The 19,040-nt window shown below is 53.1% G+C and carries 18 protein-coding genes; 17 read left to right on the top strand and 1 reads right to left on the bottom strand.

All coding sequences use genetic code 11. The features are described 5' to 3' along the window. The first annotated feature begins 26 nt into the window (after positions 1 to 26). The 4 genes from GZZ87_RS06145 to nth all read left to right on the top strand — a co-directional run bounded on the left by GZZ87_RS06145 (position 27) and on the right by nth (position 2,425). Complete coding sequence (locus tag GZZ87_RS06145) at positions 27 to 257, top strand: hypothetical protein (RefSeq protein WP_162025647.1); 231 nt, start codon at positions 27 to 29, stop codon at positions 255 to 257. A gap of 384 nt (positions 258 to 641) precedes the next feature. Beyond that, positions 642 to 1,013 (top strand): dUTPase, encoded by a 372-nt coding sequence (locus tag GZZ87_RS06150; RefSeq protein WP_162025648.1) that lies wholly within the window; start codon positions 642 to 644, stop codon positions 1,011 to 1,013. A gap of 102 nt (positions 1,014 to 1,115) precedes the next feature. Then, a complete protein-coding gene (locus tag GZZ87_RS06155) occupies positions 1,116 to 1,724 on the top strand; it encodes a CPBP family intramembrane glutamic endopeptidase (protein WP_162025649.1) in 609 nt (202 codons plus the stop codon). Positions 1,725 to 1,771: 47 nt separating this feature from the next. Further along, positions 1,772 to 2,425, top strand: coding sequence for an endonuclease III (gene nth, locus GZZ87_RS06160; RefSeq protein WP_162025650.1), 654 nt, complete (start codon positions 1,772 to 1,774; stop codon positions 2,423 to 2,425). On the opposite strand, the gene GZZ87_RS06165 is transcribed toward nth, so the two are convergent. Continuing rightward, positions 2,422 to 2,805 (bottom strand): hypothetical protein, encoded by a 384-nt coding sequence (locus GZZ87_RS06165; RefSeq protein ID WP_162025651.1) that lies wholly within the window; start codon positions 2,803 to 2,805, stop codon positions 2,422 to 2,424. The two genes, nth and GZZ87_RS06165, sit on opposite strands and share 4 nt — an antisense overlap. Before the next feature lie 687 nt (positions 2,806 to 3,492). On the opposite strand from GZZ87_RS06165, the gene clpB reads away from it, so the two are divergent. From clpB to GZZ87_RS06230, 13 genes are all read left to right on the top strand, one after another. After that, the gene (gene clpB, locus GZZ87_RS06170) at positions 3,493 to 6,084 is read left to right on the top strand and encodes an ATP-dependent chaperone ClpB (protein WP_162025652.1); all 2,592 of its coding nucleotides are present in this window, start codon (positions 3,493 to 3,495) and stop codon (positions 6,082 to 6,084) included. 199 nt (positions 6,085 to 6,283) lie between these two features. Continuing rightward, complete coding sequence (locus GZZ87_RS06175) at positions 6,284 to 7,144, top strand: PEP-CTERM sorting domain-containing protein (RefSeq protein WP_162025653.1); 861 nt, start codon at positions 6,284 to 6,286, stop codon at positions 7,142 to 7,144. A gap of 125 nt (positions 7,145 to 7,269) precedes the next feature. Further along, entirely contained in the window at positions 7,270 to 9,315 is a 2,046-nt protein-coding gene (locus GZZ87_RS06180; RefSeq protein WP_162025654.1) for a hypothetical protein, read from the top strand. 105 nt (positions 9,316 to 9,420) lie between these two features. Next, on the top strand, positions 9,421 to 10,446 hold the full coding sequence (locus tag GZZ87_RS06185) for a DUF975 family protein (protein ID WP_162025655.1): 1,026 nt from the start codon (positions 9,421 to 9,423) through the stop codon (positions 10,444 to 10,446). A gap of 57 nt (positions 10,447 to 10,503) precedes the next feature. Next, positions 10,504 to 11,046, top strand: a complete 543-nt coding sequence (locus tag GZZ87_RS06190; protein ID WP_162029551.1) for a hypothetical protein — start codon at positions 10,504 to 10,506, stop codon at positions 11,044 to 11,046. Continuing rightward, positions 11,047 to 11,646: a hypothetical protein gene (locus tag GZZ87_RS06195; RefSeq protein ID WP_162025657.1), complete on the top strand. Its 600-nt coding sequence runs from the start codon at positions 11,047 to 11,049 to the stop codon at positions 11,644 to 11,646. After that, the gene (locus tag GZZ87_RS06200; protein ID WP_162025658.1) at positions 11,646 to 11,957 is read left to right on the top strand and encodes a rhomboid family protein; all 312 of its coding nucleotides are present in this window, start codon (positions 11,646 to 11,648) and stop codon (positions 11,955 to 11,957) included. Before GZZ87_RS06195 ends, GZZ87_RS06200 begins: the two co-directional genes overlap by 1 nt. Further along, positions 11,954 to 13,645 (top strand): hypothetical protein, encoded by a 1,692-nt coding sequence (locus GZZ87_RS06205; RefSeq protein ID WP_162025659.1) that lies wholly within the window; start codon positions 11,954 to 11,956, stop codon positions 13,643 to 13,645. The genes GZZ87_RS06200 and GZZ87_RS06205 overlap by 4 nt, the downstream gene beginning before the upstream one ends. A gap of 2 nt (positions 13,646 to 13,647) precedes the next feature. Beyond that, complete coding sequence (locus GZZ87_RS06210; protein ID WP_162025660.1) at positions 13,648 to 14,877, top strand: DUF4350 domain-containing protein; 1,230 nt, start codon at positions 13,648 to 13,650, stop codon at positions 14,875 to 14,877. Next, positions 14,874 to 15,842: a MoxR family ATPase gene (locus tag GZZ87_RS06215; RefSeq protein ID WP_162025661.1), complete on the top strand. Its 969-nt coding sequence runs from the start codon at positions 14,874 to 14,876 to the stop codon at positions 15,840 to 15,842. The genes GZZ87_RS06210 and GZZ87_RS06215 overlap by 4 nt, the downstream gene beginning before the upstream one ends. 45 nt (positions 15,843 to 15,887) lie before the next feature. Next, positions 15,888 to 17,243 (top strand): DUF58 domain-containing protein, encoded by a 1,356-nt coding sequence (locus tag GZZ87_RS06220; protein WP_162025662.1) that lies wholly within the window; start codon positions 15,888 to 15,890, stop codon positions 17,241 to 17,243. 4 nt (positions 17,244 to 17,247) lie between these two features. Continuing rightward, positions 17,248 to 18,252 carry a stage II sporulation protein M gene (locus GZZ87_RS06225; RefSeq protein ID WP_162025663.1) on the top strand — a complete coding sequence of 335 codons (1,005 nt, stop codon included), beginning with the start codon at positions 17,248 to 17,250 and terminating at the stop codon, positions 18,250 to 18,252. Further along, positions 18,249 to 19,013: an RDD family protein gene (locus GZZ87_RS06230; protein WP_162025664.1), complete on the top strand. Its 765-nt coding sequence runs from the start codon at positions 18,249 to 18,251 to the stop codon at positions 19,011 to 19,013. The genes GZZ87_RS06225 and GZZ87_RS06230 overlap by 4 nt, the downstream gene beginning before the upstream one ends. Positions 19,014 to 19,040: the final 27 nt, after the last annotated feature.

Raw genomic sequence — 19,040 nt, forward strand, 5'->3', positions numbered from 1 at the left:
TGTGGCTGAATATCAGTGGTTTAGAAATGTCTTTTCACTTTAGATTGGGCTGTCTGTTCGCGTGGCTATCGCCGATAACGACAACCAGTCGCATTTCAATCGATGTTACGCCAGGGCAGCATAAGCGGCTCAAGGCACTTGCCGCACTTTCAGGGCAATCAATAAAGGATTACGTGTTGGGGCGCACACTGTTGCAAAGTGGCGAAGATTCTGTTGAAGCGGTTTTCGACGAAGTTGCTGACGAGCTGCGAGGCTAATAGCAGCGTGTGACTTCAACTGGTAAAATATTTAACCGCAGAGTTCGCGGAGTGCGCTGAGAGTCCGGGGAGGATTTTGTGAAATGCTCTGCGTCAGCTCTCCGCGCCCTCAGCGAGCTCTAGCGCAGCGGGCGGTGAACAAATACGTCTGAACAGTGTTCACAGTAGCCTTTCGAGGGAGGACATAACAAAACCACAAACCATGAGAGTCTCGCTCTCATTCTGGCTGGCTTTCACGAAAAGATGGATTGTCTTAAGCGATTGAAAAACAGGTTGGTGTGATACAATTGGATGAGGGAGAGAGAAGAACAGACAGGAATGTCTGTGTTACGTATCTACCTCTTTGCACTTGCTTGAAGGGGGTGCGGCACGTAGGCATTGTGCATGGATAAATTTGACGAACTTTTTGACCTTCAGAACGCGTTGAACAAGCGCATTGGCGTGGATACTGACAATATGTCGGACGAAGAAAAGACCAAGTGGGTGCTGAATTACACGCGCGCGATGCAGCAGGAAATGTCGGAGCTGATTGATTCGGTGCCATGGAAGTGGTGGGCGAAATATCAAGAGTTCGACGAGCAAAATGCGAAGGTCGAAGTGGTCGATCTGTTTCACTTTGTGATTTCACTCGCGCAGGTGCTGGGCATGTCTCCAGAAGATGTGCATGCAGCCTACACCAAAAAGAATAAGGTGAACCACGATCGTCAGGACAGCGGCTACTCTAAGAAGGACGAAGACGACTCGCGGCATATCTAGCAGCGAGGCTGCTAAGTGAGGATGAGGAGTGAGAGTGGCGAGTGAAGTTGGCATGACTTATCCGCCCATCAGTCATCCGCCATTATCAATCAGTCATCTTTTATGAACGAATCTCCTTTTATGATCTTACTCTACGTCGGCATGGCTGCCTACGTGGGGAATATATATTGGGGCGATTATCAGTCGCAGAAGGTTGGTGAGCCGAATCCGTCGGCGATGCCGGGGGCGACTGCCGCCTCGTTGAAGCTCTTTGTGATCGGTGTGATCGGCGCGTTGCTGATTTTGGCGGCTGAGACGGGTGGCGAGATTGCGCTGGGCATCGCGAGTGAGCAGAGCGAGATGGTGTGGTATTTCGTGTTCGCCAGCCTTGGAGCAGGTATCGTGGAAGAGGTGATCTTTCGCGGTTATCTGGTGATCGATAAAAAAGGCAAAGCTGCGTTGATCGGTAGTTGCGTGGGGTTTTCGCTGATATTCGCGATCATTCACGGGCATTTCTGGAGCAATGAAGAGGGCGAAGCTTTTGCATGGACGTTTACTACGAAGGCCTTTTTTACGACGGGGATTTTGCTGGCGAACTCGCTCTGGTTCTACGCGCTTCGTTTTGGGCCATGGAATAAGAACCGCTCACTGTTTCCGTGTATGTTGGCACACGCGGCGAGTAATCTCGGCGTGTTTGCAGTGAAGTTCGTCCAGGGCTTTGTGATTTTTTAGACGCGGCGGATCTGACGCTTTTTGATTCAATTTAACTTTTTCCTCTGATGCTCAAAAAAGAACGCGCAGCTCATGTGCTCCATCGTTTGGAGGAGCTGTATCCGAATCCGCCAATTCCACTGGACCATAAGGATCCCTATACGTTATTGATCGCTGTCCTGCTATCCGCGCAGTGCACGGATGTGCGGGTGAACCAGATCACGCCGACACTCTTTGCGCGTGCAGATACACCGGAGGCCATGGTGCAGGTGCCTGTCGAAGAGATTCGCGAGATCATTCGCCCGTGTGGGCTCTCGCCGATGAAGTCGAAAGGGATCGCCGGACTTTCGCGTATGCTCGTCGATGATCATGGTGGGGTAGTGCCAGACGATATGGCGACTTTAGAGACGTTTCCTGGGGTGGGGCATAAGACGGCGTCGGTTGTGATGTCGCAGGCATTTGGCGTGCCGGCTTTTCCCGTCGATACGCACATCCATCGACTCGCGCAGCGCTGGGGACTGACGGATGGTAAGAGCGTGGTGCAAACTGAACGCGACCTGAAGCGACTCTTCCCCGAGGCGAGTTGGAACGCGCTCCACCTGCAGATTATTTATTACGGGCGAGAGTATTGCTCCGCTCGTGGGTGCGATGGCACGGTATGCGAGATGTGCCGGACGCTCTATCCGAACCGCAAGCGGCCCTTGAAGCTGAAAAAGGCTTAATCACCAAACAGCGAGATCGTCTCTTCTGTGTTGAGATTGAAGGAGGATGAGTCGCTGGGCGTTTGCCTCTTCGTGCCGCTGGAGAAGGCACTGCCGAAGCCTGAAGTGGGAGCCGTGCCAAGGGATAGGGATGTGTAGTCGATCTCGAATTCGGAGCTCTTCTTTGTTGAGGGCGCCGATTTTACCTGTGCCGTTTCGGTTTCGACGAACAGCTGACTGTCGAGTGCGAGGCGCTTATCAATGACCTTGGTGCCTTCGACTTGATCGACGATTTGAAAGATGAAGTAGGTGCCCTGCTCAAGGGCGGACAGCTGGCACCCCGCTACCACGAGGAGCGTGGCGCTTAGATAAGCGGAGGCGGTTTTGTTCAGTCGAAGCATACTATAAATACAAGTTGTGAGCGCTTGTGATCTTGTCGAGCGTGATTCGTCTAAAGTTGGTGGGGTGTTGAGCGTTGAGCGCCGCGATTTGTAGCGCGGTGCTTTAGCCTAATGCCATTGTATATCAAAAATGATATAAGCGTTAAGCAGAAAACTAGATTGTCATATTTGCAATTTGCATGATTTCTCGCCCCAAAGGGGCAACCTATATTAGCCCGGGGCAACGCCCCGGGAATTTAAGCCCCAGACAGCTAGCCCTGAAAGGGCGTTCTATTCGCTCGTCCACGCCTTGCGCGATTAAGTCGCCCTTTCAGGGCTTAGGAGGTGGTTGATTCAAATCCTAGGGCGTTGCCCTAGGCTGACATAGGACGCACCTTTGGTGCTGCAATTAATATGCAATGGCATTGTGCTTTAGCCCGCGAGCGGAGCCTGAGCACCGTGCCTCTCCGACGCACTGCGTCTAAAGGCCGCAGCTACGGGCCTTTTAGAGCAATTTTTCAAAATGTGCCAAGTGGGTCATTTTGTCGCTTGCCCGTGGCGAATTGTCCCGCTGTGCAGTTTGTTGTTGTTGGTTAAGTGTTGTCGGTTGTTTGATTCTAATCGTTGATTGTTAGTGGTTTAAGTTCGAGTGCCTGCTGTTTGTCTGCGTCAATTTGAGATGGAACAACTTATGCAGTAGAGTGAGGCATGAATATTGATTTTAACACATTTACAGAGAAATCTGCCTTTGCCGTGCAGGAGGCGCAGAACCTTGCGCGCAGTCACGGTCAGCAGGAGATCGACGTATGGCATCTCCTCCTTGCACTTGTTCAACAGGAAGACGGCATCGTGCCTAGCCTCTTGGAGCGCTTACAGATTACACCTTCGGCGGTGCAACTCGCCACCGAGCGTGAGATCGACAAGCTGCCGAAAGCGACTGGTAGCGTGAACGTCAGCCAAGTCTATGTCTCCTCGGCGCTACAGAAGGCGATCGCGCAGGCGGACAAAGAAAAGACCGCGCTGAAGGACGAATACGTCAGCACCGAGCACTTATTCCTTGGGCTCTTGGCCGCCGATACGAAAGGCAAACTTGGTCAGTTCTTTAAGCAATTTACACTCGACCGTGATAAAGTGTTCGAAGTCCTTAAATCGTTACGTGGCGGTCAAAATGTGACCAGCCGTAATCCAGAGACGACCTTCGAAGCCTTAGAGAAATACGGTATCGATCTGGTCGAGCAGGCGCGTAAGGGAAAAATGGATCCCGTGATCGGGCGTGATGATGAAATCCGCCGCGTGATTCGTATTCTCTCGCGCAAAACCAAGAACAATCCCGTCCTCATTGGTGAGCCTGGTGTCGGTAAGACCGCCATCATCGAAGGCCTCGCGCAACGCATTGTGCGTGGCGACGTTTCCGAAGGCCTCAAAGACAAGACGATCTTTGCCCTCGATATGGGCTCGCTGATCGCGGGCGCGAAATATCGCGGTGAGTTTGAGGAGCGCCTCAAGGCTGTCCTCGCTGAGGTCAAATCCAGTGACGGACGTATTCTGCTATTCATTGATGAGCTGCATACGATTGTCGGTGCGGGCAAGTCCGAGGGGGCCATGGATGCGGGCAACATGCTCAAGCCCATGCTCGCCCGCGGGGAGCTGCACTGTATCGGTGCGACCACGCTCGATGAGTATCGGAAATACATCGAGAAGGACGCGGCGCTCGAACGTCGTTTTCAGCCGGTGCAGGTGGATCAACCCACAGTCGAAGACACCATTTCGATCCTGCGTGGTATCCGCGAACGCTTCGAGCTCTTCCATGGGGTGCGCATTCAAGACAATGCCCTCGTCCAAGCTGCTGTGCTCTCGCATCGCTACATCACGGATCGTTTCTTGCCAGATAAAGCAATCGACCTCGTCGACGAAGCCTGTGCGCTGATCCGCACGGAGATGGACAGCATGCCGCAAGAACTCGACGAGCTGACTCGCCGTGCCTTGCGACTCGAAATCGAAGAAGCCGCGCTCAAGAATGAGAAGGACGATGCTTCCAAGGCGCGTCTGAAGGCGCTCTCCAAAGAGCTCGCTAACATTCGGGAGGAGGAAGCGGTCTTCCGCTCTCAGTGGGACAACGAGAAGGGCGCCATCGACGAGATTCGTGCTGTGCGTGAAGAACTCGATGCCACTCGCATCGCGATGGAAAAGGCCGAACGCGAATACGATCTCAATGCGGTCGCTCAGTTGCGCCATGGTAAGATGCCGGAGCTGGAAGAAAAGCTACAGGCACTCGAAGCTGTGGAGGCGAAGGAGGGAGCACTCTTGAAGGAAGAAGTCTCTCAAGAAGAGATCGCTGGTATCGTCTCGAAGTGGACAGGCGTGCCCGTCACACGACTGGTGGAAGGTGAGCGCGAGAAGTTGCTACGCCTCGGCGAGGTGTTGCACGAAAGTGTCGTCGGCCAAGACGAAGCGGTGACGCTCGTCTCGGAAGCGATTCTGCGTGCGCGTGCGGGGATTAAAGATCCGCGCCGGCCGATTGGTAGTTTCCTCTTCCTCGGACCGACGGGTGTCGGTAAGACTGAGCTCGCTCGAACCTTGGCAGAGACCTTGTTTGATTCAGCGGATAACATCGTGCGCCTCGACATGTCGGAATACATGGAGAAGCACTCGGTGGCTCGTTTGATCGGCGCACCTCCAGGATACGTTGGTTATGACGAAGGCGGTCAACTCACAGAGGCCGTGCGTCGTAAGCCATATAGCGTGGTGCTTTTCGACGAAATCGAGAAAGCGCATCCAGATGTCTTCAACGTGCTCCTACAAGTGATGGACGATGGCCGCATTACCGATTCGCAGGGGCACACAGTGGACTTCAAAAACACAGTGATCATCATGACTTCGAATGTCGGCAGTCGCTTCTTAACGGAAGGCGTCTCCGGCGACGAGATTCCTGAGAGCGTGCGCGAATCGGTCATGGCCGAGTTGCGTCAAGGCTTCCGTCCGGAGTTCTTGAATCGTATCGACGATGTCATCCTGTTTAAGCCACTCACGCTTGAAGAGATCACTCAGATTGTGGATCTGTTGCTCGCGCATTTAAACGCACGCCTCGCAGATCGTCAGATCACCATTGAGTTCGACGAAGGTGCCCGCAAGTGGATCGGGGAAAAGGGCTACGATCCTGTCTATGGTGCACGTCCGCTCAAGCGCTTCTTGCAAAAGCAAGTCGAGACGCGCTTGGCGCGCGGCATCCTAAGTGGCGAAGTCGCCGAGCAATCTACCGTATGTTTCACGCTGGACGGGGATGAGCTGGCGATGCGCTAAATCAGCGATCGCAGCCAACGATTCTTCAAAAGCCCCTCGCATGCGCGAGGGGCTTTTTTCGTCAAAGTTGTCGGGGTGTGCGTTTATTCAATGAAAAACAAGAGAAAAGCAATGAGTCGTTCTCTTGAGTCAGAGGCGCTGAATACTGATAGTCATACCCAATATCCCGAATATTCATTTCAAATAAACAAAAATACCTATGAAAAAGACACCCTACACCCTCGGCGCGATTGCGCTGTTCGCTGGAGCTTCGTCGCTCTCAGCTCAGTTAGTTAATATCGACTTTAGTGACTCAAATGGCACCGACGCTGCTGCTGCGGTAGACCAGGCTGGTCGCGTTACGAATACTCAAAGTTCGGTCGGTTGGCAGGTTCAGAGTGGTTCTGGTGTGTTTGCCTATGATGCTGCTTCTAATGTAGGAACAGACCCAGGCACATGGACACAGTTTAAGGTTCGTGAGTTTACAGATGTTACAGATACAGCATTCAGTAGTGTTACGCTGACGTATCAGATGAATTTCGACTTGTCTAATAATGCGACTCGAGGGACTAAGTTTCGTGTCGGCTTACAGTATGATGATGGGACAGATACCGTTCGAGTATCTGACCAAGGCATCTTGCATGTTACTGATGCTCAAGCTCGCCCCGACTCATATGAAACTAATAACCTAAACACTGGAGGTGATTACGCGACCTTGAACCCTACGAATAACTGGGGTTTAGCTGCGACTGGTGCGAATTCGGTAACGATGACCACTGTCATCGATTTTGTGGCTGATACCGTTACATACTCGTATGCGAATCCAAATGATGGAGATGGTGGCACAGTCGTTTATGCGTCATATGCCTATACCGGTTCGGCAGTGAATGAGCTTCGTTTTGCTTTAGATGCAGAGAATAACGCTAGTGCCTATGCATTTGGTGATGGCACGGGTGGTGAGTATTATGCGATTAATTCGGTCACACTAACCGGAGTCGCGGTCCCAGAACCAAGCACCTTCGCACTGCTCGGTGGCCTCTGCGCTTTGGGTTACGTGATGGTGCGTCGCCGTCGCGCATAGTTCTCCGCACAATCGCATTTTCTAAAAGCCCACTCTTTGGAGTGGGCTTTTTTACGTCTAGGCATCTGGGCACGCCGTAAACCTGCGCTTGCGCTTTGCCTCGCGCTTTCTAGGTTGGGGCGTCTATGAAATGGTTACCCCTGTTTGTTGCGCTTGTGCTTGGTTGTGTGCTTGGATTTTTCCTGTCGCCGAAGAAGGATTTGGGGAGTCCACGTTCGACTGCGCTTGAAGCGTCGTTGGCTAAGGGTGGTTCAGTGGAGTCGATGGGTGCGACCGAAGTTGTGGCGACTGAGATGTCGGACGAGGAACTGATCCCGAACTCTGGCATCAGTGAGGCATGGTTGGCGGCACTCAAATCGAAGAGCCAGTTTGATCAGATCGGAGCCTTGCACGGGCGCCTGCAGGGGCTGACGGCGGAGGACTTTCCGAAGTTGTTGGATACATTGGATGATTCGAATCGGGCGACTAATTGGATCATGGGTAATCTGATTGCGACGAAGTGGGCGGAGAGTGACCCACAAGGGATGTTAACCTATTTGCAATCGATGCCTCAGCAGAAGCGATGGGGCATGCAGAATTTACTGTTTAGCGCATGGGCGAAGAGTGATGTGAATGCGGCCTATGCCGCCGCGCAAGCACTCACAGATTCACGGATGCGTAATTCGGCGATACAGGCAGTGGTGCGCACGGTGGCCTCGGGAGACTTGCCTCGTGCGATGGACATGTTGCAACAGATGGATGACCGCCGCCAGCGTAGTAATGCGGTTCAGTCTATCATACAAACGCTTGCAGCGAAAGATCCGCAGGCCGCCTTGCGCTTTGCCGATGAGCAGACAGAGCAGGGGCAGTTGCGCAATGCGCAGTATGTCTATTCGCAAATCTTCTCGCAGTGGGCGATGAAGGATGGTGCGGGTGCGCGTCAAGCGGCCTTAGCAATGCCGGATAGCCAGATGAAGGTGCAGGCGTTGTCGGGTGCGATGCAAGAGTGGGTAGCGCGTGAGCCGATGGAGGCGTTGGAATGGCTGGATTCGTTGCCTGTGGATGGCTCGGTCTATAATTCGCGCAAGGAGGTGTTTCGCCGTTTGCTCAATCAGGATTTCGATACGGCAAAGGTATTTATTGAATCTGAGCCTGATCCGGTGCAACGACGTGACATTCTAAGCAATTTACATTTTCAGAGTTTCGCTTGGAATAAAAGCTATGAGGACATCGAGTCGCTGTTTGATTGGGTGGGAACGGTTGCGACGGGTTCGACCTATGATCAAAAGGTGGGCGATGTGTTACGCAGTATGGCAGATGCTGACCCGGATCGGGCGATTGAGTTTGCGCGGCAGATGCGCCCAGGTAGTGCGCGTATGAATGCGCTCAGCTCGGTGGCGAGCATGCTCGCCGAGCGCGACCCGAAGGCGGCGCTGACCTTTGCGCAGAGCTTAGAATATGAGGACGAGCGTGAGCGGGCGTTGAACCATATGAGCTGGCAACTTTCGCGTAATGGGGGCGAGGAGGCGCGTGCATTGATTCTGGAGAGCGAGGATCCGATGTTGCAGCGTAAAGTTGCGAGCCAAATGGTCGGGGAGTGGGCGAAGTATGATCGCGCAGGTGCGTTGGCATGGGTGGAGAGTCTGTCGGATGAGCAAGCGCGTAATAATTCAGTGGGGCAGGTTCTGAGCCACTGGATACAGTCGGAACCTGTTGAGGCGATTGACTATATGGTCAATGATCTGCCGGAGAACCGTTTGAATGCCAATCTGAGTTCCGCCTACTCGCAGTGGGCAAGGCAGGATCCAGAGGCTGCGATCGCTGGCTTGGCGCAGTTGCCAGACTCTGAAAAAGTGAGGGAGGCGGACATCTATAATCGTATTGCGCAGGCCTATGTGCAGCACGATCCGATGGCGGCTTCGGAGTGGATTGCGACACTCGACGATGGCCCGGCACGTGATGCGTCTGTGAAGACCTTGGTGAGTAATATTTCGAAAACAGACCCAGAGGCAGGTTTTATTTGGTCGGAAACAATCGCGGATGAAAAGGCGCGTAAGAATAGCTTGAGGCAGACCGTGCAGAAGTGGGTGAAGGACGACCCCGATGCTGCATATGATGCGGTGAGTGATTCTAGAATGCCGGCCGCGGAGAAGGAGCCGTTACTAAAGTTGATCGAACAGGCACAGCAGTAGTTGGCACTCGTCATGAATTTTGGGGATTAAGTATGGTAATTCACTAAGAATCCGTTAGCCCTTTGAAGGGGTTCAATTTAACAACAATCAGTAGAGGAAAGCATTATGAATTGGTTTTATGAAAAAGATGGAGCGCAACAGGGGCCAATCTCTGAAGCAGAGCTAAAGTCACTGGTTGAGGCCGGCACACTTGCGGCACATAATTTAGTCTGGCGTGAAGGGATGGCCGATTGGTCGCCATATAGTGCTGTGTTTGCGGGTGCGGCGCCATCCAGCGCGGCGCAAGTGAGCTGCCCGAGTTGCGGTGCATCGGTCTCTAGTGCTGAGCTGATTCCTGCTGGTGCGCGTCAAGTCTGTCCACACTGTCGTGATTCGTATGCGCAGGGTCTGAAGGAGGGGGTTAGCAACCCAGTCGCTCTGATGAGCGGGCGTGGCACTGGCGGCGCGACGCCAAACCCAGAGCTGCGTGCGATGGCGCGTGAGGCGCTTTCGGGGAATTGGGGCGTTTCAGTGGTGGTGACTTTTTTGAATTCACTGCTTCAACAAGCCGCTGCGATGGTGCCTTTTATCGGAGTGCTGATTCAGTGGGCTATTATGGGGCCACTGTCGCTTGGGTTTCATGCCTGTTTTATGGGGCTAGCACGCGGCGAGGTTCTGGAAGTCGGAAACTTGTTTAGTGGCTTCTCCAAGTTCTGGAGAGGCGTGGGCATATACTGGCTGGTTGCGATCTTCGTGGGACTGGCAACAATGCTTGCAGCGCTTCCCGGTGGCTTATTGGTGGGCTCAGTATTTATGATGGACGTAGCGGTGCCGGAAGAGCATCCGCTGTTTTTCATCGGGATCGCCGTTGCGGCGATTCCTGCAGTGATCGTCGGAATTTATATGTCTTTACGCTATGCGCTGGTTTATTTCATTGCGAACGATGAGCCAGAGACGGGTGCCTTTGAGGTGCTGAAAGAGAGCACGCGTCGTATGGATGGCCATAAGTCGAAGCTATTTAGCCTGTCTGTCAGTTTTATCGGCTGGCATATTCTTGGCTTTCTAGCGCTCTTCATCGGTATGCTGTGGTCGATGACCTACTGGTATGCTGCCTTTGCCGCGTTCTATGATGATCTGAGCGATGAGGCTTAAGCGTTCAAATTGATTCGCATGCAGCACGAGCTACGGTCTTTAAAAAATATGCGGACGATGCCGCTACCGGATCGCCCGGTTGTGCATGATTACGGATGGAATTTTACACAGGCGAATCACTATATTCACTTGTTTCCTGCGGTGATCCGCTTGAACGAGGCAGTGCGTGCCGAGGCGGTGCTGGAGGGTGGGCAATCGACCTGCTTCTTTCACTCGAAATTACCAGCCACTGCACTGTGTGATGTGAGCGGACGTCTGATCTGTGATTTGTGTAAGACCGAATGGAACGGGAAGACCGTCAGTTTTGAAGCGTTACAATCCTTGCTAGCTGATGATGTCGCAGTGAAACAGGAGCGGCGCTGCACAAAATGGGATGACATCGCACTATCGCTCGTGATCTTTCCAGTTTTGTTCGGGCCGATCGTGGTGGTGACTGCACCTGTGGCATTGGGGATCTGTGTGGTGAAGTGGCGTGCTGGGCCGACCAGTCTCTTACGCCGTAGTCGCTGGCGTTATGTCGTTGCGGCGCTGCTAGCCATTTTTGAAATCGGATTTGGCGGTCTCCTCGTGGCGGCAATGTTTTTTGGAGTAGAGTTTTAAATGGCCGCGAAACACATACAGTATAAGAAGCTCTCCGGGCGTTCGTTGCTGAGTGTGCAGTCGGCACACTTGGGGGATGATCATTTGTTAGTGGTCGAAGGGCACTACGTGGAGACCTACAAACGCCTGTATTATAACGACATTGAGGCAATTCTAGTGTGCCCGACGTCGAGCGGTAAGGTCATGGCGATTTTGCTGACGATCTTGAGTGTGTGCATGATATTGCCTGTGCTTTTCGGAGGCTGGGACTTTCTGCCCTTGGCGGTGTTTGGTGTGATTCCAGCCGTGTTTGCTGGTGTCTTATTCTACGGTCGAGGCTCAGTCTTGTTTGGTGTAAAAACCGCGGTGCAAACCGTGATTTTGGATGGTGTGAAGTCGCGACGTAAGGCGAATCGGGTCGAGGCTCAGTTGAGTGCCGAGATCGAGCGCGTGCAAGGGAGCTTGTCTGAGCCAGACCTACAGGCTGCCATTTATAAGGATGCCGAGAGTCATCGCCATCGTATCGGGGCATGGGCGAAAGAACCAAAAGCGCCTGCGCCACCGCCATTGAATGTGCCTTCGGCGCCTGAGTCGTTTCAACGTCCGACCTCTAAATTATAATGGCGGCACCTTTGGCACAGTCTCGTTGTTTTCAACATGTCAGCCGAGAGGCCGTGGCGCGTTGTCCGCAATGCGAGCGCTTCTACTGCCGCGAGTGTGTGACAGAGCATGATGGGCGGATGATTTGCCGCACTTGTCTAGATGCACTACTGCTAGAGCAGGAGGCATCAAGCCGAGGACTCTTTAAGAGCCTCGGTGCTTGGCTGTTGGCCGGCGCGGGGTATGTGTTCGCAGTCTATGTGTTTTACCAAATCGGTAGGGTGTTGTTACGCATACCATCAGAGTTTCATTCGGGGGTATTTTTCGAATGAAGTCCCGTGATCAGCCTCCCAACTTGAAGCCGAATCGACGGCGCTTTCGTCGCCGACGTGTTCGGCAAGATGGTGAGCCCACTGCAATGGATTTGATTGAAGAAGGTGTGCACTTGTTGCGCCGCACGCCGTTGATTGCATGGGCCGTGTATCTATGTGGTGTGGCTCCATTTATTTTTGGGTTCCTGTTTTTCTGGACGGAGATGGTGAGCAGCGGATTGGCGGGACAGTCATTGTTGCCTGGTGCGCTCGGGTTGGGAGCCTTATTCATTTGGTTTAAGGCGGCGCAGGCATTTTTCTGCGATGGATTGCGAGAGACCTTGTATGGTGCAGGCGATGTGCCTTGGTCAGTTGGGCAATGGCTGATTGTGATTCGGCGGCAAGCATTCTGGCAGTCGACCGCATTGATCGTGCTGCCGATTGCTTTTGTGATTACGGTTCCGTTTGGCTGGGCATTTGCTTTTTATCAAAATGTGTTGGTCTCTGATCCACGTGATGACGCGAGCGATGGCGATGTGGTGCGTGAGAGCTGGCGCTTGGCTCGGCTGTGGCCTGAGCAGAACTGGATGCTGTTGGCTCTGCTGGGTGTGGTCTATCTGTTGAGCTTTATCAATTGCCTGACACTGTTGATGACTGGGCCGTTTTTGTTGAAGACGCTGTTGGGCATCGAGACGGTGTTTTCTCGTTCCGGTATCCATTTGTTGAATACTACTTCGTTGTTCGTCTGTTGCTTGCTCGCTTATGTCGTAACAGATCCTTTGGTCAAGGCGGTCTACTTGTTGCGTCGTCACTATTGTGAGTCGCGTCGTAGTGGTGCTGATTTATTGTTGAGGCTGCGTCGTAGCGAGTTGAGCAAAGCTGTGCTCATGTTGTTGACGCTCTTAGTCGTATGGCCGCTTTTGGATTCCTCGAGTGCCTCGCTGGGGGCTGAGCCAAGCGTTACGCAATCTTCGTTGGAACGCGTCGATCCTCGGCAATTAGATGCATCGATTGATGAGGTGCTGGAGCGCCGAGAGTTTACCTGGCGCTTCCCGCGTGAAGAGATGAACGAGGATGTGGAGATGGAAATTGGCTGGCTCAACTCTTTCAAGGAAATGCTCGAACGATGGAAAGAGCGGATCGAACACTGGATTGAGCAGCTGTTTGATTCTGAAGGCGATAAGGATGAGAGCGATTGGGATTGGGATGGTTTTGTTGGGCTAGGCGAAGTGCTGAGCTATGTGCTGATCGGGTGTTTTATATTGATCGTGGTGTATTTCGCGGTGCGTGCGTGGCGGCTGTATCAACCTTTAGAGGCGCTTGAAGGCTCAGCGGATTCGTCGGCCGAAGTCGTCCCTGATTTGAATTCAGAGGATGTCGCCGCTGATTCATTGCCGCGTAATCGTTGGGTGGAGATGGCGAGGGAGCTTATCGCGAAGGGAGAGTATCGACTCGCACTGAGAGCATATTTCCTCGCTCAACTTTCGGCGTTGGCGAGTGAGGGCATTGTAGTGATTCGTTTGGCGAAAAGTAATCGTGAATATTCTGATGAGATAAGCCGTCGTGCGCATGGGCAAGTGGACTTGTTGGAGCTGTATCGTCAAGAGGTGTCTTTGTTCGAAAGTGTCTGGTATGGTGAGCGCGCTACTGGGCAAGCGGAGATTGAAGAGATGGAACGCTATCTCACAGAGTCGGGGGTGCTGGTATGAGAATGCGAGTCTTCATTTTGCTGCTATTGGTGGTGGCGTTAGTCGGTTTGTTGGCTGGGGTTTCGTGGTTGATCCATTTGCGTTTTGAGACTGGGCAAGCATATCCTAGAGGTTCTAGTTTACGGGCAGATCCGGTCGGAGTAAAGGCACTGTTTGAGGCGTATGAGTCGATTGATCGATTGGATGTGAGGCGTAACTTTACTCCATTGAATGAGATCGATGATCTACCGTCTGAGGCGACACTGTTGCTGCTCAACACGCGTGGCTGGAACTTGTATCAGCTGGCGCAATTTGATTCGATTGAGCGCTTCGTTTCGAGTGGCGGACGTCTAGTCGTGGCGCTGAATCCAGAGCATGTCGCGTATCAGTATATTGAAGGCGATGATGAGGGGGCTGATGAGGACAGCGAAGCGATCGAAGGGCAGGAGGAGGTTGATCGGAAGTCTGTTTTTGCGCGCCGAGCAGAAGGGAAGCAGAGACGATTTTGGGCCGAGGTGGAGTTGGTGTATGGCGAGCACGAGGGTGGCGATGCGCTATGTGTGGATGTCGACGATGTGGCTGCCTTGCCGCTCAGTTTGCCATGGCGTGAGGGCGGGGCGTTGGGTGAAACTGGAGAAGATTGGACCCCCGTGTATCAGATCGAGGAAGAAGTGGTTGTGGCACAGCGTGCGTATGGTCGTGGCAGTATTGTGCTACTGACAGATGATTACTTGTTTTCAAACGAAGCACTCTTGAAGCATCGTTATGCTGAATTGCTGACTTGGGTGTTGGGCGATCAGAGCACTATTATTTTTGATGAAACGCACCTTGGTGTGTCCGAGGGCACAGGAGTCGCGATGCTGATGCGTCGTTATCGTTTGGGTGGGTTCTGTTTGGGCTGTGCGGTCTTGTTATTGTTAGTGGTGTGGCGCGGAGTTTCGCCGCTATTGCCAGCGCATGCTGGGCGTTCTCAGGGCAATGTCATGTTTGCAGAGCACTCCACTGAAGCTGGTCTGAGCGATTTAGTGAGACGCAGTGTATCTGCAGTCGATTTGCCGCGTGAGGCATTTAGCCAATGGAAGGACAGCTTCATTCGAAATGCAGCGGATGAAGCGTATTATGCTCAGGAGATCCAGGAGGTGCATACCTTTCTTGCTGAGTATGCTGATCTGCCAAAGCGCAAACGAAAGCCATTTGAATGTCATTTAAATATACAATCGATTATCAACCGTAAGAAAAGGAGACGCCTATGAACGAAGCATCACTGAAACAATTTCATCAACATTTAGAAGCTGCGCGCGCAGAGGTCGCCAAGGTGATCATCGGTCAGAAGGCGGTGGTTGATTTAGCCTTGATCACAATTCTTACAGGCGGGCATGCGTTGATCGAAGGGGTGCCTGGTGTCGCAAAGACTTTGCTTGTGCGCACACTGGCTTCTGTTTTATCGGTTGAGAGTAGCCGTATCCAGTTTACACCGGATCTCATGCCGGCCGATATTACGGGCACCAATATCTTCAATATGAAGACGCAGGAATTTACGCTGATCAAAGGCCCTGTGTTTACCACATTCTTACTCGCGGATGAAATCAATCGTGCACCTGCTAAAACGCAGTCCGCTTTATTACAGGCGATGCAGGAGCGCCGTGTTTCCATCGACCGTGAGCATATTGCGCTCGATCCGAGTTTTACGGTATTTGCCACGCAGAACCCGATCGAGCACGAAGGCACCTATGCTTTGCCGCAGGCTCAGCAAGATCGGTTCATGCTGAAGATTCTGATGGATTATCCAGACGAGGCAGATGAGCTGACCCTCGCGCGTAGTATGCTGACCAATGCGTCGCCCGAGTCGGTGCTTGATAGCGAAGCCGTGCAACCTGTGCTCGCTGCGGGTGAGCTGCTCGAAGTGCGTGCTGCGTTGGATTCGATTGTGGTGCGAGAGGAGTTACTTGCGTATATCGTCGAGTTGGTGCGCCGCACCCGTAAGCATGAATCGGTGATGGTAGGTGCAGGGCCTCGAGCGACGCAGGCCTTGTTGCTGGCATCGCGCGCTTCGGCTGCGATCGATGGTAGAGATTTTGTCACGCCTGACGATGTCAAGGCACTGTCCGTTCCGGTGCTCGCGCATCGTCTGATGTTGAGGCCTGAGTATGAGATCGAAGGTCTCACGATCGCTGAAGTGATTCACCAACTCTTAGAGACCGTCCCAGTGCCACGCTGATTATTTGTCACGCGTAATTCCTAATTCCTAATTCGTAATTCAACAATGCGTCCTATTCCCAGTCAACGTTGCGTGCTACTTGCCGGTCTGTTGTTGCCGCTTGGCTTGCTGAGCGCGGCATCGCCGAGTCTGGCATGGCTGTTGCCTGCTGGAATTGCGGGGTTGGTGCTGTTGGGCGTGTTGGATGTATCATTGTCTGCGCAGGCGCTAGATAAGCTGCGGGTCGAAGTGGAGCCAGTGACTCGCTTGGCTCGTGGGAACCCTGGTAAACTATCGCTGCACCTGCGCTGCGATGGGCAGCCATTGCCTGCTGTAACTCTCGGCCTGCCGCTACCTGTTGAGTTTATTCAAGACGTGGAGACGCAATCGGTCGCTCTGGTGGGTGCAGGGGCAACGCACTGGATTGTCGAGTGGGAGGTCACTGCGCGCTCGCGTGGTGTGTATGTGTGCCCAGCGATCTACGCTGAGGTGCCTTCGAGGATGGGGCTTTTTCAGGTGCGCCGTTGCTACCCATCGACTGCGGAGCTTCGAGTCTATCCGAACTTGCGCCGCGAGCGTAGCCAGTTGGCGAATCTATTTTTAAATCGCGGTAACATTGGTGTGCATGCACAGCGCATGGTCGGGCAGGGGCGTGAGTATGAGCAACTGCGTGACTATAGTGCAGGTGATAGTATGCTTGATATCCACTGGAAAGCCTCGGCGAAGCGCGGTGAACTGGTGACGAAGACGTATCAGGTGGAGCGGACGCAGGAGATCTATTTGGTGGTCGATCATTCGCGACTGAGTGGGCGGCGCTCGGCGCGCGATGTCAGCAGTGTGGATGATGCGTATGCGGAAACCGTTCTTGAGCGTTACGTGACTGCGGCGAGTGTGCTTGGTATGGCTGCGGATCGTGAAGGGGATCACTTCGGTTTAGTTGCGTTTGGGCAGCAAGTCTCGCGCTTTGTGCGTGCCAGTTCTGGGAAGCAGCATGGCCAAACCATACAGGATGCGTTATTTGATCTGAAGACCGAGCGTGGGCCATTCGATCTCGATGAGCTGTTTACCTTTATTCGCATGCGTTTACGCCGACGTGCGTTAATTATTTTTATGACGGACCTGAGTGACTCAGCTGCGGCGGAGGAGTTTAAGCAACATATCGGTCTGTTGGCATCTCAGCATTATGTATTGGTAAATTCAATACGCCGCGAAGGCGTGCACCCGATGTATGCAACGCAGCAGGATGTCGGAGGGTCGAGTCTTTCGGATCAGATCGCTGGGCATTTGAGATGGGATGGACTTCGTCAGTTGCAAGTCGCGTTACGGGCGGCTGGCGTAGAGTTTTCCGTGTTGGATGATGAGAAGCTGAGCCTTGAGCTCGTGAACCAATACTTGGCGGTGAAACAAAGGCAGGTCTTGTAGCGCTATGATTTTAGATGTAGAAAAATTTATTAGAAAACGTCGCTCGGAGTGGGATGAGTTTGAGGCGATGGTTGTCTTGCTGGAATCTGATGCGCGGGCGAAACTCGATTTGGATGAGGCGCAGCGCTTTCATTATCTCTATGAGCGCGTGGCTGCTGATTTGTCGAAGTTGAGTGCGTATGCAGTGGAGCCTCGGACGAAGCGTTATCTGGAGTCTTTAGTGGCGCGTGGGTTTGGCGAGATGCATGGGTGCGCGCGCGGCTTGCCGTTTGCGACTGCATTGGCTGCGTTGTTATATGCTTTTCCTGCGGCGGTTCGTCGGCATGCGCGTGTCTTGGCCTTGGTGGTGGCGATCTTTAGTCTCGGCGCTATTTTTGGCGGAGCTGCCTTGGCGTTGGATCCTAGTTCGAAGTCGGTCTTAATGCCGTTCTCGCATTTGCAGGGAGATCCTAGTGAGCGGGTGGCCGAAGAGGAAGTCATGAAAGGCACGCATATGGATGGAGGTAAGTCCAACTTTTCGGCGCAACTGATGACCCATAACACGAAGGTGGCGATTCTGACTTTGGCCTTAGGAATGACCTTTGGTATCGGCACCAGTATTTTTCTTTTTTATAATGGAGTGATTCTTGGAGCGGTCATCGTGGATTATATATTGGCTGGTGAGACCGTGTTTTTGACCGGCTGGTTGCTGCCGCATGGTAGCGTCGAAATTCCCGCCATTCTTTTAGCGGGGCAGGGCGGGTTATTACTCGGGCGCACGTTACTGTTTGCACAGGGACGGATGAGCCTAGGGGAGCGTTTGCGATCCATTCGAGGCGATTTGGTGCTGATTATCTCTGGCGTTGCAGTGATGCTGATTTGGGCCGGTCTGATCGAGAGTTTCTTTTCGCAGTATCATGAGCCAGTGTTGCCTTATGCATTAAAGATAGGCTTCGGGGTGCTGCAGCTGATCGGAGTGTGTGCGTATTTCATGTTTATGGGGCGTAAGGAAGAGGGCGCGGTGATATGAGTGCGCGCTTTAATCAGTTAATCATTCAAACGCCAGAGGGGGTGCAGTTTGTGCATCAGCTTGCGAGTCCGGTGGCTCGGTTTATTGCTGTGGCGGTCGATACGATGGCGATCACGAGTTTGATGTCGGTCCTCTCAGTGTCGGTGACGTTGCTGGGGTTGCTCTCTGCGGATATCGCGATGGCCTTTAATATTCTGCTCTATTTTGTCGTGTCGATTGGGTATTACATTCTATTGGAAATGGCTTGGCGTGGGCAGACGCTTGGCAAGCGTCTGATGCGCTTACGCGTGATTGATGCCAATGGCCTGAAGCTGCGCCCGAGCCAGTTTGTGCTGCGCAATCTGTTGCGCTTTGTGGATAGCTTGCCGGTATTGTATTTGGTCGGTGGCTCCTGTGCCTTGATTCATCGACGTTCACAACGCTTAGGGGATCTTGCCGCTGGGACAGTCGTCGTGCGGGTGCCAGAGTTGCACGCGCCGCAATTGAGTGAGGTGCTAGGCAATGTGTATAATTCGTTTCGTGATCATCCACGTTTGGAGGCATTGCTGCGGCAGCGTATTTCGCCGGAGCAATCTGCGATTGCACTGCATGCGCTGCATCGCCGTGGGGAGATGGATGCAGTGGCGCGCGCGCGGCTTTTTGCGCAATTGGCAGAGCACTTTCGTGGACAGGTGCAGTTCCCCGCAGATGTGACGGCTGCGATGAGTGATGAGCAATACATACGAAACTGCGTGGATACGATTTATCGCCTTGCAAAGTAAATTCTAGAATACGAATCAGAGAGAACC

It is taken from the genome of Lentimonas sp. CC4, from assembly GCF_902728235.1.
GTDB lineage: Bacteria > Verrucomicrobiota > Verrucomicrobiia > Opitutales > Coraliomargaritaceae > Lentimonas.

Bases quoted from the DNA above. Each gene is read 5' to 3' on its own strand.
- GZZ87_RS06145 (WP_162025647.1), top strand. From the start codon at position 27: ATGTCTTTTCACTTTAGATTGGGCTGTCTGTTCGCGTGGCTATCGCCG.
- GZZ87_RS06150 (WP_162025648.1), top strand. From the start codon at position 642: ATGGATAAATTTGACGAACTTTTTGACCTTCAGAACGCGTTGAACAAG.
- GZZ87_RS06155 (WP_162025649.1), top strand. From the start codon at position 1,116: ATGAACGAATCTCCTTTTATGATCTTACTCTACGTCGGCATGGCTGCC.
- nth (WP_162025650.1), top strand. From the start codon at position 1,772: ATGCTCAAAAAAGAACGCGCAGCTCATGTGCTCCATCGTTTGGAGGAG.
- GZZ87_RS06165 (WP_162025651.1), bottom strand. From the start codon at position 2,805: ATGCTTCGACTGAACAAAACCGCCTCCGCTTATCTAAGCGCCACGCTC.
- clpB (WP_162025652.1), top strand. From the start codon at position 3,493: ATGAATATTGATTTTAACACATTTACAGAGAAATCTGCCTTTGCCGTG.
- GZZ87_RS06175 (WP_162025653.1), top strand. From the start codon at position 6,284: ATGAAAAAGACACCCTACACCCTCGGCGCGATTGCGCTGTTCGCTGGA.
- GZZ87_RS06180 (WP_162025654.1), top strand. From the start codon at position 7,270: ATGAAATGGTTACCCCTGTTTGTTGCGCTTGTGCTTGGTTGTGTGCTT.
- GZZ87_RS06185 (WP_162025655.1), top strand. From the start codon at position 9,421: ATGAATTGGTTTTATGAAAAAGATGGAGCGCAACAGGGGCCAATCTCT.
- GZZ87_RS06190 (WP_162029551.1), top strand. From the start codon at position 10,504: ATGCCGCTACCGGATCGCCCGGTTGTGCATGATTACGGATGGAATTTT.
- GZZ87_RS06195 (WP_162025657.1), top strand. From the start codon at position 11,047: ATGGCCGCGAAACACATACAGTATAAGAAGCTCTCCGGGCGTTCGTTG.
- GZZ87_RS06200 (WP_162025658.1), top strand. From the start codon at position 11,646: ATGGCGGCACCTTTGGCACAGTCTCGTTGTTTTCAACATGTCAGCCGA.
- GZZ87_RS06205 (WP_162025659.1), top strand. From the start codon at position 11,954: ATGAAGTCCCGTGATCAGCCTCCCAACTTGAAGCCGAATCGACGGCGC.
- GZZ87_RS06210 (WP_162025660.1), top strand. From the start codon at position 13,648: ATGCGAGTCTTCATTTTGCTGCTATTGGTGGTGGCGTTAGTCGGTTTG.
- GZZ87_RS06215 (WP_162025661.1), top strand. From the start codon at position 14,874: ATGAACGAAGCATCACTGAAACAATTTCATCAACATTTAGAAGCTGCG.
- GZZ87_RS06220 (WP_162025662.1), top strand. From the start codon at position 15,888: ATGCGTCCTATTCCCAGTCAACGTTGCGTGCTACTTGCCGGTCTGTTG.
- GZZ87_RS06225 (WP_162025663.1), top strand. From the start codon at position 17,248: ATGATTTTAGATGTAGAAAAATTTATTAGAAAACGTCGCTCGGAGTGG.
- GZZ87_RS06230 (WP_162025664.1), top strand. From the start codon at position 18,249: ATGAGTGCGCGCTTTAATCAGTTAATCATTCAAACGCCAGAGGGGGTG.